The following is a 13,060-nucleotide window of genomic DNA, read 5'->3' on the forward strand; positions in this document are numbered from 1 at the left end:
TGACGGCCTCGGCAGATTCGGTTCGCGCCTACCTCAAGCAGATCGGCAAAGTCGCACTGCTCAATGCCGAGGAAGAGGTCGAACTCGCCAAGCGCATCGAGGCGGGCCTGTATGCCGTCCAGCTGACCGAACAGAAGGCGGCCAAAGGCGAGAAGTTCACGCCGACGGAGCGTCGCGACATGTCGTGGATCTGCCGGGACGGCGACCGCGCCAAGAACCATCTGCTGGAGGCCAACCTGCGCTTGGTGGTGTCGCTGGCCAAGCGCTACACCGGCCGCGGCATGGCTTTCCTGGACCTGATTCAGGAGGGCAACCTGGGGCTCATTCGTGCGGTCGAGAAGTTCGACTACACCAAGGGGTACAAGTTCTCCACCTATGCGACGTGGTGGATCCGCCAGGCGATCACCCGCGCGATGGCCGACCAGGCCCGCACGATCCGCATCCCGGTGCACATGGTCGAGGTGATCAACAAGCTTGGCCGCATTCAGCGTGAACTGCTTCAGGACCTTGGTCGCGAGCCCACGCCCGAGGAACTCGCCAAGGAAATGGACATCACGCCGGAGAAGGTGCTGGAGATCCAGCAATACGCGCGTGAACCCATCTCGCTGGATCAGACCATCGGCGATGAGGGCGATTCCCAACTGGGCGACTTCATCGAGGACAGTGAAGCCGTGGTGGCCGTGGATGCCGTCTCGTTCACGCTTCTGCAGGATCAGCTGCAGTCGGTGCTGGAGACGCTGTCCGAACGCGAAGCCGGCGTCGTCCGACTACGCTTCGGCCTCACCGACGGACAGCCGCGCACGCTCGACGAGATCGGCCAGGTCTACGGCGTGACCCGGGAACGTATCCGCCAGATCGAATCGAAGACGATGTCCAAGCTGCGGCACCCCAGCCGGTCTCAGGTGCTGCGCGACTACCTGGACTGAGTGACTCTCCTGATTCTTGTTTTGACCAGCGGGTTCGCCGGATTCGGTGCCGCCGTGAGCCTACGGAACAAGTGAGTTCTGCCGACGGGTCGTCGGCGAGCCGGTTACTTCATACCTGAGGCGCAGGACACTTACAGCGGCGAAGGCGCACTGGTTGTTGTTGGCGCCGGTGGCGCCGGTGGCGGAGCCTGCGCTGGTTCCGGAGCAGCCGGAGCCTGCGCTGGTTCCGGAGCTACCGCCGGAGCCTCAGCCTGCGTCGGTTCTGGAGCCGCCGGAGCCTGAGCCTGCGTTGGTTGCGGAGCCGCCGCCGGAGCCTCAGCCTGCGTTGGTTCTGGAGCCGCCACCGGAGCCTGAGCCAACGTTGGGTCCGGAGCCGCCGCCGGCACTTGAGCCAACGTCGGTTCCGGCGCTGCCGCCAGCGCCGTCGCGCAAGGGGTGGTCAGATCCATGTCGGTGACGTACGGCCGTCCCGCTTCGTCCAGACAGGCTTGATAGCACCTTTTGTGACTGAGCCCGAAGGCTTCGGCGGTCTCGCAGTGGTTGAAGCTGCCGTCGGCCAAAGCGGCCTGGTCACAGTACCCGCCGCTGAAGCCGGCGAACGAGGTGACCTGGCACTCCCCCGGAACGGCATCTGCCGAAGGGGTGGTTGGGGCCAGGAAAAAACAACCGGCGACAGCCGGGATGGCGCTGAACAGTATCCGCTTCCGCATCACTAACTCCGGTGACTCCTGTGGTTTGTGATATTTCTGTTACGCCTGTGCAAGGGAGCATAGGACCAAGTTTCCGTCCGTATCGCGGATTTGCCCGATCCTGTCCCGCCGGGCTGCCTCAGCCCTCGGTCGCCGGGGTTCGGCGCAAGATCGCAGACCTCGGGGGGGTACGGGGACGACGGGATGAGTTCACCGCACACCAGGCGGGAACACACCGTGGCGGTCTGGCAGGTACGCAGAAACGCTTACCACCGCCGCTACCGGCAGGGGCCCGTACAAATGTGGGAACACCATGCCGTCAGGATCGCTGGGGACTCCCGGCTCCCACCGCACCGGGGATGAGAGCCGTTCGGAGTCCAGACGCAGCAGCATCATGTCGGTCCGGCCCGCGTACAACCGGTTAGCGGGCAGATGAACCTGTTCTTGACTCGACAAATGCACGAAGCCCACCTCGCGCAGCGAGTCGGGCCGGTACTCCCGGGAATGTCGGGCGGCCTGCCACTGGCCCGCAGTACACAAATGGACGAGTACCGGCGTGCCGGGAGTTTGAATGGAACTCATACCGATCACAACACACACCTCAGTGAGACACGACACACCCGCAAACCTCGGGGGAACAAGGCCGGAACCCCAAGCGTCTGACAGAGTAGATGTACGTCGCTACACCTATGGAGGTGCCATGACCGCAACGCTCACCAGTCCCGAATTGACCTTGGCTGACCGCTGCGACCGTTGTGGTGCCGCAGCACGAGTGCGGGCCAAGCTGCCATCGGGTGCTGAACTGCTGTTCTGCCAGCATCATGCCAACGAGCACGAAGCGAAGTTGGTTGAGCTGGAAGCCGTCCTCGAAGTAAGCCAGTTGGAGCCTTAGGCGCCAATCAGTAATGCTGGACTGGTCATGAGTGACCAGTCAGTGCAGACATCGGAGCGGCCGAGGCCGTCGCGCCACCACATTCGGCACATCACCGGTCGGACGCTGGCCAAAAGTTGGGACGACTCGATTTTCTCGGAGTCCGCTCAGGCCGCTTTCTGGTGCGCTCTGTCGCTGCCACCCTTGCTGCTGGGAATGTTGGGCAGCTTGGCCTTTGTCGCTCCGCTCTTCGGCCCAGACACCTTGCCGGTGATCCAAGACCAGCTCGTCAGCACCGCCGCGCGGTTCTTCTCCCCCAACGTAGTCACCGAGATCATCGAGCCCACGGTTCTGGATATCGTCAAGGGCGCCCGCGGCGAAGTGGTGTCGCTGGGATTCGTGATCTCGCTGTGGGCAGGTTCGTCGGCTGTCTCGGCGTTCGTCGACTCGATCACCGAGGCCCACAGCCAGACACCCTTGCGCCACCCGGTGCGCCAGCGGTTCTTCTCCCTTGGCCTGTATGTGGTGATGTTGGTCGGCGCCATCGCTACCGCACCGTTCCTGGCCCTGGGGCCGCGCAAGGTCGCTGACTTCATCCCCGACAGCTGGGACCAAGTGCTGCGGTTCGGCTATTACCCGGTGCTCTTCGTGGCACTGGTGCTGGGCGTGAACGTGCTGTACCGAGTGTCCCTGCCCAAGCCTCTGCCTTCGCATCGACTGTTGTACGGATCGGTTCTGGCCGCGGTGGTGTTCTTGGTCGCCACGTGGGGGCTGCGGGTATATCTGACGTGGATCACCAGTACGGGCTACACGTACGGGGCGCTGGCGACACCGATCGCTTTCCTGCTGTTCGCATTCTTCCTCGGCTTCGCGATCATGCTCGGCGCCGAGTTGAACGCAGCCATCCAGGAAGAGTGGCCTGCACCGGACACCCATGCCAAGCGCTTCCGATGGTGGCTGGAATCAAAAGCCGAATCGCTCAACGGCGGCAACAGTGTGCCCGTTGCCGGCTCATCAGCTTCCCTCGATGCGCCTGACGAGATTGCCGAAACGCCGGACACCGCCGCCGCCGCCGGCAACCGCGACGGCGCTACTTCTTGAGCTGCTGGTAGATCTTCTTGCAGTCGGGACACACCGGCGAACCGGGCTTGGCCGATCGTGTCACTGGGAACACCTCCCCGCACAGCGCGACGACGTGGGTGCCCATCACCGCGCTCTCGGCGATCTTGTCCTTCTTGACGTAGTGGAAGAACTTCGGGGTGTCGTCGCCAGTCCCGTCATCGACGCGTTCGTCGGTATCGGGCCGCTCGATCGTCTGGGTTTCCATCGCTCCATTCTGCCTCGCAATAGATCGGTAAGAAACGTGGCGGTCACACCCGGGTGTTGATGTGGAACAGTGGAGGCATGAAACACGGCCAAGAGCTGAGTTTCGATGACGACGGTCGGCCGGTCTTGATCACCGGCGCTGCCCCCGCCTACGAAGAACAGCATCGCCAGCGGGTACGCAAGTACCTCACGCTGATGTCCTTCCGCGTCCCGGCCCTCATCCTCGCCGCTGCAGCCTATGGAATCTGGCACAACGGTCTGATCTCGCTGGCGATCATCGTGCTGTCCATTCCGTTGCCGTGGATGGCTGTACTGATCGCCAACGACCGGCCGCCCAGACGTGCCGAGGAACCCCGCCGCTTCCAGTCGAGCCGGCAGATTCCGCTGTTCCCCACCGCCGAGCGTCCCGCGATCAACAGCATGGGCCACGGAGCGCCGGGGCGGGGCGACGGCGCGGATGCGCCCTACGACGCGAACTCCGCGCGTGATTTCGGCGGCGATGTTCCGCGCTGAGAATCTTCTAGCTCACTTCTCAGCACATTCTCAGGTCTACCTCCGATAATCGCAGGTCAGAACGTGTGAACCGACGCAACTGTGGGAACTCTTTGCGGCCCCAGGGCGTTGTAACTCATGAAAGTTCGACCCACTCAGGAGGCCGTAATGGCAAATGCCACCAGTAGTCGCGTTGACCACAGCCTGGACGCTCAGAGTCCAGCCGCAGACCTGGTGCGCGTGTATTTGAACGGTATCGGCAAGACCGCGTTACTCAACGCCGCCGATGAGGTGGAACTCGCCAAGCGAATCGAGGCCGGACTCTATGCCCGGCATTTGCTTGACACCCGCAAGCGCCTGGGTGAAACCCGCAAAAGCAACCTCGCGGTCGTCGTGCGCGACGGCGAGTCGGCACGGCGCCATCTGCTCGAGGCCAACCTGCGCTTGGTGGTGTCGCTGGCCAAGCGCTACACCGGGCGAGGCATGCCGTTGCTCGACCTGATCCAAGAGGGCAACCTGGGCCTGATCCGCGCGATGGAGAAATTCGACTACGCCAAGGGATTCAAATTCTCTACCTACGCCACCTGGTGGATCCGTCAAGCGATCACTCGCGGGATGGCTGACCAGAGCCGCACCATCCGGCTCCCGGTCCATCTCGTCGAGCAGGTGAACAAGCTCGCCCGGATCAAGCGCGAGATGCACCAGAACCTCGGCCGCGACGCCACGGACGAGGAACTCGCCGAGGAGTCTGGGATACCCCCGGAGAAGATCGCCGACCTGCTCTCCCACAGCCGCGATCCGGTGAGCCTCGATATGCCGGTGGGAACGGACGAAGAAGCGCCCCTGGGCGACTTCATCGAAGACTCTGAGGCGATGTCGGCAGAGAACGCCGTGATCTCCGAGCTGCTGCACACCGACATTCGCTACGTGCTGACCACCCTTGACGAGCGCGAACAACAGGTCATCCGGTTGCGGTTCGGCCTGGACGATGGTCAACCACGCACGCTGGACCAAATCGGAAAGCTGTTCGGGCTCTCCCGCGAACGCGTGCGCCAGATCGAGCGCGACGTCATGTCAAAACTGCGCAACGGCGAACGTGCCGACCGGCTGCGTTCCTACGCCAGCTGAGCAGATCCTTCTTCGGGAGAGCCCGCCGGATTCCGGCGGGCTCTCCGTCGTCGGGTTGGGGCGCACTGACCGCCGGATGCAGCGCCGCTGTTCAGAAGGGTCGACCGGTAGACTCTGCACCGACGGAGGGTGTGCGAATGAACGATCTTGTCGATACCACCGAGATGTATCTGCGAACCATTTACGACCTCGAGGAAGAGGGCGTCGTCCCCCTGCGGGCGCGGATCGCAGAGCGGCTGGATCAAAGTGGCCCCACCGTAAGCCAGACCGTGTCGCGGATGGAGCGAGATGGACTCTTGCACGTCGCGGGCGACCGGCACTTGGAGCTCACCGACAAAGGTCGGTCACTGGCTGTCTCGGTGATGCGCAAGCACCGGTTGGCAGAGCGACTCCTGGTCGACGTCATCGGGCTGCCGTGGGAAGAGGTGCACGCCGAGGCGTGTCGCTGGGAGCACGTGATGAGCGAGGATGTCGAGCGCCGACTCGTCCAGGTTCTCAACAACCCCACCACTTCCCCGTTCGGAAACCCGATCCCCGGCCTGTCCGAACTCGGCGTCGGCGACCACCTCGGCAACACAACCGTCAACCTGGTGCGCCTGACCGAGTTGCCCGCCGGGATGCCGGTAGCAGTGGTGGTGCGCCAGTTGACCGAACACGTACAGGGCGACGCCGACCTGATTGCGCGGCTCAAAGAAGCCGGCGTCGTACCCAGCGCGCGGGTAACGGTCGAGGTCAACAACCACGGCGGCGTCATGATCGTCATCCCGGGCCACGAGCAGGTCGAGTTGCCCCATGAGATGGCCCACACCGTAAAGGTCGAGAAGGTCTGACCCGGGCCGGACCCGCACCGAATGTAGTTCGCAACCCCGCTCGACGTAGTCCGCTACCCCGCTCGGCGACCGAACCGTCTGCTCGGCGGTAGCCGAATACCAAGCTGCTCGGCAAGGCGGTAGCCGGTGCTCGCCAACTCGCGGATTTGTTCTGGCCGCATTCCCGACTGCAGCGCCTTGTCGAGCATCGTCGCCATCCGATGCCACGGCACGCCTCTCAATGCCGCGTCAAGCGATATGCCCGCAAGCGGTCCATCTCCCCGCGCATATGCCGAAAATGCAAGCAGCACAAGCGCTTCCACTCGCCAAGGCTCCGGGAGCCGGCGGGCCAAGTCGGCCCACAGCGATTCGGCCGATCCCGCATGGTCGCCGACGGCCAGCGCATACAGGGTGTCACGCACCCGCGGATCGGTCAGTGCCAGCGCCAATCGTGCCAATGGGTCGTCGGCGAGCGGCCGCCCCCTACCAATCTGCTCAGCGCAGGCGAAGGCATGCTCGATGTCACTTCGAGTCTGCGAATCGGGCCGATCAGGATCGAGCTGACCGCGCTGCTCAATCACCCTGGCCAACTCGGCGCTACGCTCGGGATCGGCGGGCTCGACTACCGCGACGAGCTCGGAACGCCGGGTGTACAGGCGGCGACCGTCCAGCACCGCGGCCGCCGCGATGGGCGACGCCGCCGGATCCTCGACCACTCCCGAGCTGCCACATCCGTCCGCGCAGTACCACCGGCCGCCGGCAGCGACCTTGTCGACCACGTGCACGGCGAACAACTCGACATCCCGCGTCGCGAGTTCGACAGCCAATTGGTGCGCCAGGTCGCGGTACTCCTCGGCGCACATCTGGCACGCGGCGCCCCGGTCGTCGACGATCACCGCGATCGCGATCTCGGCTCTGGATGCGGCAGCCATCTCCGCGAGGTGACCCAATGAGTCACCGGCCTGATCGCTGCCGAGATCAGCACGCATGACGGCGCCCATCTCACCGTGCGCGGCGGTCACGAGCACCAGCGATTCCTCGGGCACGAAGCCCAGGACAGCCGGGAGCGCGGCAATCAGAACGCCGGGCCGGTCGAGCGGGGAATCGGGGCGATGTGTTTTCGACATACCGCAAACCTGACAACAGCTGCCGACGAACAACCGCAGATGACGCTCCCCCGGGCCCGAACCGTGGATGAAATCGCACTTGGGGATGACCAGCCCGGAGATAATCGTCCATCGGGATGCGAGATCGGGGCAACCGGCGTAGACCTTGTGCCATGGGTTCCACGCAGGAATACGACCTCGTCGTCATCGGGTCCGGCCCGGGAGGGCAGAAGGCCGCCATCGCCGCAGCCAAGCTCGACAAATCCGTCGCTGTCATCGAGCGGGGGCTCATGCTGGGCGGCGTATGTGTCAATACCGGGACCATTCCGTCGAAGACGCTGCGCGAAGCCGTCGTCTATCTCACCGGCATGAACCAGCGCGAACTCTACGGCGCCAGCTACCGCGTCAAGGACAAGATCACCCCGTCGGACCTTCTCGCCCGCACACGGCATGTCATCGGCAAGGAGATCGACGTGGTGCGCTCGCAGCTGATGCGCAACCGCATCGAGCTCTATGTGGGTCACGCCCGGTTCATCGACGCACACACCATCCATGTCGACGAACCCAACCGCGCCGAACGCGTCACCGTCAGCGGCCGCAACATCGTTGTCGCGACCGGCACCAAACCGGCCCGGCCCGTCGGCGTCGAATTCGACGAGAGCCGGGTGCTGGACTCCGACGGCATCCTCGACCTCAAATCGATCCCCGGCTCAATGGTCGTCGTCGGCGCGGGCGTCATCGGCATCGAGTACGCCTCGATGTTCGCGGCACTGGGCACCAAGGTCACCGTCGTCGAAAAGCGCGACAGAATGTTGGAGTTCTGCGACCCCGAGGTGATCGAGGCACTGAAATTCCATCTACGCGACCTCGCCGTCACGTTCCGGTTCGGCGAGGAGGTCACCGCTGTGGATATCGGATCCGCGGGCACCCTCACCACATTGGCCAGCGGCAAGCAGATTCCCGCCGAGACAGTCATGTACTCGGCGGGCCGGCAGGGCCAGACCGACCACCTCGACCTCTCGAACGCAGGTCTGGAGGCCGACAACCGGGGCCGGATCTTCGTCGACGACAACTACCAGACCAAGGTCGACCATATTTATGCCGTCGGCGACGTCATCGGTTTCCCGGCGCTGGCCGCCACCTCCATGGATCAAGGCAGATTGGCGGCGTATCACGCATTTGGGGAGCCCTGCAAGGGCATGACCGAGCTGCAACCCATCGGCATCTACTCGATACCCGAGGTGTCCTACGTCGGAGCCACCGAGGTCGAACTGACCAGGGAGTCGGTGCCCTATGAGGTCGGGGTGTCCCGCTACCGCGAGCTGGCCCGCGGCCAAATCGCCGGCGACTCCTACGGGATGCTCAAGCTTCTCGTATCGACGGAGGACCTTCGGATACTCGGCGTGCACATCTTCGGCACCAACGCCACCGAGATGGTGCACATCGGTCAGGCCGTGATGGGCTGTGACGGCACGGTCGAATACCTCGTCGACGCCGTATTCAATTACCCGACGTTCTCCGAGGCGTACAAAGTCGCGGCGCTGGAGGTGATGAACAAGCTGCGCGCGCTCAAACAGTTCCGATCCTGAATCCATCCGACCTCGCGCATCAGCCCCCGGGTGCGAGACAATGGTGGTTCACGCTGCCGACGGCATCGCCGTCGCGGCGCACCGCCAGCCGTCGTGGCGGACGGCGAAAAGGAGGCGAAAGATGGCTGACAGCGCAGATGATCCAGGTCAGCAATACCAACCTGAGCAGACCGGCATGTACGAGCTGGAGTTCCCCGCCCCGCAGCTCTCCTCCGCTGATGGCCGCGGCCCGGTGCTGATCCACGCGCTCGAGGGCTTCTCAGACGCCGGCCGGTCGATCAAGCTGGCCGCAGATCACCTCAAGAACACCCTCGACATGGAACTGGTGGCGTCTTTCGCGATCGACGAGCTACTCGACTACCGGTCCCGACGTCCGTTGATGACGTTCAAGACCGATCACTTCACCCAATACGACAATCCGGAATTGAACCTCTACGCGTTGCATGACAGCGCCGGAACACCGTTTCTGCTGCTCGCCGGCCTGGAGCCCGATCTGCGGTGGGAGCGTTTCACCACCGCAGTGCGGCTGCTGGCCGAGTCGCTGGGGGTGCGCCGGCTCATCGGCCTCGGCGCCATTCCGATGGCCGTCCCTCATACCCGGCCGATGACGTTGACCGCGCACTCGAATGACAAGGAGCTCATCGCCGAACACCAGCCCTGGGTCGGAGAGGTTCAGGTTCCGGGCAGTGTGTCCAATCTTCTTGAGTTCCGGATGGCCCAACACGGCTATGAAGTCGTCGGGTTCACCGCGCACATCCCGCACTATCTGGCGCAGACCGATTACCCGTCCGCAGCCGAGATGCTGCTGTCGGAGGTCGCCAGGAGCGGTTCGCTGAAGATCCCGACCGCCGCGCTCGGCGAGGCCGCTGCCGAGGTTCAGGAAAAGGTCAACGAGCAGGTGGCAGCCAGCGAAGAGGTCGCTCAGGTGGTGGAGGCGCTGGAGCGCCAGTACGATGCATTCGTTGCCGCGCAGGAGAACCGGTCACTTCTGGCACGTGACGAGGATTTGCCCAGCGGTGAAGAGCTCGGCGCCGAGTTCCAGCGATTCCTTGCCCAACAGGACGGTGAGAAGGACAAGAAGGACGGGGACAATCCCCCTGCGGGTCCCTAACTGACGCGTAGTTGCTACCCAACCCGACGACGAACTGGGCAAAATGACCATGATCATGGAGTTGGCGACATGACCGAACGCAAACCGAATCTGCGCTCCGTGCGGGAGCTCACTCCCACGCTGCAGTATCGAACCATCCACGGCTACCGAAGGGCGTTTCGGGTGGCCGGCTCAGGTCCGGCGATCCTGCTGATTCACGGCATCGGGGACAACTCCACCACCTGGGACACCGTGCAGACCAAGCTCGCGCAACGGTTCACTGTCATCGCGCCCGACCTGCTCGGCCACGGCAAGTCCGACAAACCGCGCGCCGACTACTCGGTCGCTGCCTACGCCAACGGGATGCGGGATCTGCTCAGCGTCCTGGAGATCGACAGTGTCACCGTGGTCGGCCATTCACTGGGCGGCGGCGTGGCGATGCAGTTCGCCTACCAGTTCCCACAACTGGTGAACCGGATGATCCTCGTCGGCGCCGGCGGCGTCACCAGAGAAGTGAACGTAGCGCTGCGGATGGCGTCACTGCCCATGGGCAGTGAGGCGTTGGCCCTGCTGCGTATTCCGCTGGTGCTGCCGGCATTGCAGGTCATCGGGCGGATGGGGGGCGCACTGTTGGGATCCACCGGCGTGGGCCGCGACATCCCCAATATGTTGCGCATCCTGGCCGATCTGCCTGAACCGACCGCTTCGTCGGCGTTTGCGCGAACCCTGCGGGCGGTGGTCGATTGGCGCGGCCAGGTGGTGACCATGCTCGACCGATGTTATTTGACGCAATCTGTTCCCGTGCAACTGGTTTGGGGCAGCAGCGATTCGGTCATCCCGGTCGGTCACGCTGAAATGGCACACGCGGCAATGCCCGGTTCGCAGCTGCACATCTTCGAAGGCTCAGGGCATTTCCCGTTCCACGACGACCCTGACCGCTTCGTCGAGATCGTGCAGAGATTCATCGAGTCGACCGAACCCGCCGTGCACGACCAAGACTACCTGCGAAACCTCCTGAGGACGGGGATCAGAGAAGGGACGATCTCCGGCCCGATCGACACCCGGGTGGCGGTACTGGACGCCATGGGCGCGGACGAACGCAGCGCAACCTGACTCCATAATCCGCGTGCTCCATAACCGCCTACTCCAACAACCGCCTACTCCAAAAACCCCCTACGACGTAGCATCTGCTCATGGCCATCGACGTGACAGTGCTGCGCATATTCACCGACCGGGACGGCAGATTCGGCAACCCACTGGGCGTGGTGGACTCGGCCACCGTGGAACCAGCCGACCGGCAGCGCATAGCCACCGCATTGGGTTACAGCGAAACCGTATTCGTCACCCTGCCCGAGTCGGGCGTGCATACCGCGCACGCCCATATCCATACACCCACCACCGAACTCCCCTTCGCCGGACACCCGACGGTGGGCGCATCGTGGTGGCTGATGCAACAAGGGAAACCGGTGAATACGTTGCAGGTGCCCGCGGGCATCGTCAAGGTGGGCCATGCCGGGGACCTGACATCCATCACCGCACGCGCAGAGTGGGCGCCCGACTTTTCGATGCACCAGTTCGCCACGATCGACGAAGTGTCGGAGGCGGACCCCGATGACTTCGGCGACGACGCCGAGCACTACCTCTGGGCCTGGCTAGATGAGCCAGCAGGCAAAATACGATCCCGGGTGTTCGCTGCCAATCTGGGGGTGCGCGAGGACGAAGCCACAGGTGCGGCAGCCCTGCGCATCACCGAGCATCTCAGCCGCGACCTGACCATCATGCAGGGGCAAGGGTCGATCATCGAAACCGCCTGGAGTGCCGACGGTTGGGCGCAGATTGCCGGACGGGTCGTCGACGGCGGAGCCCGTCAGATCGACTGAGCAGGCTCCCCCTGCGCCGGTACTGCGCGGTGCGCCCGTAGTGCCTCGATCTCACGCTCGAAGTCCTCGGCCGAGGAGAATGACCGGTAGACCGAAGCGAAACGCAGATAGGCCACCTCGTCAAGTTCGCGTAGCGGCCCGAGGATCGCCAGGCCAACCTCGTGACTGGGGACTTCCGCAGAGCCGGTCGCGCGCACCGCATCCTCGACTTTCTGTGCCAACAGATTGAGCGCGTCGTCGTCCACCTGGCGGCCCTGACAGGACCGGCGCACCCCCTTGATGACTTTCTCCCGACTGAACGGCTCGGTGACGCCGCTGCGCTTGACCACCGCGAGCACCGCCGTCTCCACGGTCGTGAACCGCCGCCCACACTCAGGGCACGACCTGCGCCGGCGAATCGCCTGTCCTTCGTCGGTCTCGCGCGAATCAACTACCCGAGAGTCGGGATTACGGCAGAACGGACAGTGCATCACCGCTCCTTCGCCGCACCCAGAGAGAACCTCTTCGGACGCCCCCGAGCGTACCTGCGCGACGCGCGGACGGCCCAGCCCCGGGCCTCTTTGCGCGTATCTCACATCAGTATTCCTCAGAGTGCCTGAGCAGCAGAGTGTTTCGATTCGGCGTTGCATGGTCAGCTGACCGGTGCGATGAGTCTCTGTCCGGCGTCCAGCGCCGCGGATTCGAGTTCGTTCAGCTCGCGGATCCGCTCGACGACGGCGCCGACCGGCGCCTCGGGCGCCACCCGTTGCGCCACCTTCTGCAGCGATTCACCAGCCTGCACCTGTACTACCGCCAGACGACCTGGAATCTCGGCCTGACTACCGACCACGCCGCCGAACTGAGCCACCAGACCGAGCCACAACGTGATCGCGCCGGCGATCAGCGCCAACACCACCGTGGTCGCGGGCGTCACTGGCCGCGGGCGATGCGATGCCCGCGAGACCAGCACCCCCGTCCCGGTGTGGCGCAGCGGCGCCCCAGCAGGCCGCGAAGAGCGCGGCCTGCGCGTCGCTGCAGTCGACCGCCGGCGCGGCACGTCGACCGCGGTGGCCTGCACCTCGCGCCCAAAATGGGAGTCGAATTGCTCGGAGTCGAATTGCTCGGAGTCGAATTCGGTCCAGCCGGCTTGAGTGTGGAGGGTTGTCATCTGCCTG

Annotated in this window: 15 protein-coding genes; 10 read left to right on the forward strand and 5 right to left on the reverse strand. The window is 64.3% G+C overall.

Annotated elements, in window-relative coordinates:
* A partial coding sequence (locus ACPGXI_RS12685; RefSeq protein ID WP_526653369.1) for an RNA polymerase sigma factor occupies positions 1-926 on the forward strand: 926 nt, incomplete at its 5' end.
* Between the two features lie 899 nt (positions 927-1,825).
* Here the strand turns inward: ACPGXI_RS12685 and ACPGXI_RS12690 are convergent.
* Positions 1,826-2,197, reverse strand: coding sequence for a DUF952 domain-containing protein (locus ACPGXI_RS12690; protein WP_526653371.1), 372 nt, complete (start codon positions 2,195-2,197; stop codon positions 1,826-1,828).
* 118 nt (positions 2,198-2,315) lie between these two features.
* Here ACPGXI_RS12690 and ACPGXI_RS12695 point away from each other — a divergent pair, with 118 nt between their 5' ends.
* Together ACPGXI_RS12695 and ACPGXI_RS12700 are read left to right on the forward strand one after the other, a co-directional pair.
* Positions 2,316-2,507: a DUF7455 domain-containing protein gene (locus ACPGXI_RS12695; protein ID WP_526653373.1), complete on the forward strand. Its 192-nt coding sequence runs from the start codon at positions 2,316-2,318 to the stop codon at positions 2,505-2,507.
* 27 nt (positions 2,508-2,534) lie between these two features.
* A complete protein-coding gene (locus ACPGXI_RS12700; protein ID WP_526653375.1) occupies positions 2,535-3,587 on the forward strand; it encodes a YhjD/YihY/BrkB family envelope integrity protein in 1,053 nt (350 codons plus the stop codon).
* Here ACPGXI_RS12700 and ACPGXI_RS12705 read toward each other — a convergent pair.
* Entirely contained in the window at positions 3,577-3,813 is a 237-nt protein-coding gene (locus tag ACPGXI_RS12705) for a DUF3039 domain-containing protein (RefSeq protein WP_526653377.1), read from the reverse strand. The two genes, ACPGXI_RS12700 and ACPGXI_RS12705, sit on opposite strands and share 11 nt — an antisense overlap.
* 59 nt (positions 3,814-3,872) lie before the next feature.
* Here ACPGXI_RS12705 and ACPGXI_RS12710 point away from each other — a divergent pair, with 59 nt between their 5' ends.
* The 3 genes from ACPGXI_RS12710 to ACPGXI_RS12720 all read left to right on the forward strand — a co-directional run bounded on the left by ACPGXI_RS12710 (position 3,873) and on the right by ACPGXI_RS12720 (position 6,262).
* Positions 3,873-4,325, forward strand: coding sequence for a DUF3099 domain-containing protein (locus tag ACPGXI_RS12710; protein ID WP_526653379.1), 453 nt, complete (start codon positions 3,873-3,875; stop codon positions 4,323-4,325).
* A gap of 147 nt (positions 4,326-4,472) precedes the next feature.
* Entirely contained in the window at positions 4,473-5,432 is a 960-nt protein-coding gene (locus ACPGXI_RS12715; protein ID WP_526653381.1) for a sigma-70 family RNA polymerase sigma factor, read from the forward strand.
* Between the two features lie 137 nt (positions 5,433-5,569).
* Positions 5,570-6,262 (forward strand): iron-dependent transcriptional repressor DtxR, encoded by a 693-nt coding sequence (locus tag ACPGXI_RS12720; RefSeq protein WP_526653383.1) that lies wholly within the window; start codon positions 5,570-5,572, stop codon positions 6,260-6,262.
* Positions 6,263-6,315: 53 nt separating this feature from the next.
* Here ACPGXI_RS12720 and ACPGXI_RS12725 read toward each other — a convergent pair whose 3' ends face one another.
* The gene (locus ACPGXI_RS12725) at positions 6,316-7,368 is read right to left on the reverse strand and encodes a DUF4192 family protein (RefSeq protein WP_526653385.1); all 1,053 of its coding nucleotides are present in this window, start codon (positions 7,366-7,368) and stop codon (positions 6,316-6,318) included.
* Positions 7,369-7,520: 152 nt separating this feature from the next.
* Between ACPGXI_RS12725 and sthA the strand changes: the two genes are divergently transcribed.
* The 4 genes from sthA (at position 7,521) to ACPGXI_RS12745 (ending at position 11,906) form a co-directional block, all read left to right on the forward strand.
* The gene (sthA, locus tag ACPGXI_RS12730) at positions 7,521-8,936 is read left to right on the forward strand and encodes a Si-specific NAD(P)(+) transhydrogenase (RefSeq protein ID WP_526653387.1); all 1,416 of its coding nucleotides are present in this window, start codon (positions 7,521-7,523) and stop codon (positions 8,934-8,936) included.
* A 121-nt stretch (positions 8,937-9,057) separates the two neighbouring features.
* Positions 9,058-10,047 (forward strand): proteasome assembly chaperone family protein, encoded by a 990-nt coding sequence (locus tag ACPGXI_RS12735; RefSeq protein WP_526653389.1) that lies wholly within the window; start codon positions 9,058-9,060, stop codon positions 10,045-10,047.
* 69 nt (positions 10,048-10,116) lie between these two features.
* Entirely contained in the window at positions 10,117-11,139 is a 1,023-nt protein-coding gene (locus tag ACPGXI_RS12740) for an alpha/beta fold hydrolase (RefSeq protein WP_526653391.1), read from the forward strand.
* A gap of 80 nt (positions 11,140-11,219) precedes the next feature.
* Positions 11,220-11,906, forward strand: a complete 687-nt coding sequence (locus tag ACPGXI_RS12745; RefSeq protein ID WP_526653393.1) for a PhzF family protein — start codon at positions 11,220-11,222, stop codon at positions 11,904-11,906.
* On the opposite strand, the gene nrdR is transcribed toward ACPGXI_RS12745, so the two are convergent.
* Together nrdR and ACPGXI_RS12755 are read right to left on the reverse strand one after the other, a co-directional pair.
* Complete coding sequence (nrdR, locus tag ACPGXI_RS12750) at positions 11,894-12,376, reverse strand: transcriptional regulator NrdR (RefSeq protein WP_526653395.1); 483 nt, start codon at positions 12,374-12,376, stop codon at positions 11,894-11,896. The genes ACPGXI_RS12745 and nrdR overlap by 13 nt on opposite strands.
* A gap of 161 nt (positions 12,377-12,537) precedes the next feature.
* Entirely contained in the window at positions 12,538-13,053 is a 516-nt protein-coding gene (locus ACPGXI_RS12755) for a LysM peptidoglycan-binding domain-containing protein (RefSeq protein ID WP_526653430.1), read from the reverse strand.
* Between the last annotated feature and the right edge of the window lie 7 nt (positions 13,054-13,060).

This window comes from Mycobacterium sp., assembly GCF_049608025.1.
Classification (GTDB): domain Bacteria; phylum Actinomycetota; class Actinomycetes; order Mycobacteriales; family Mycobacteriaceae; genus Mycobacterium.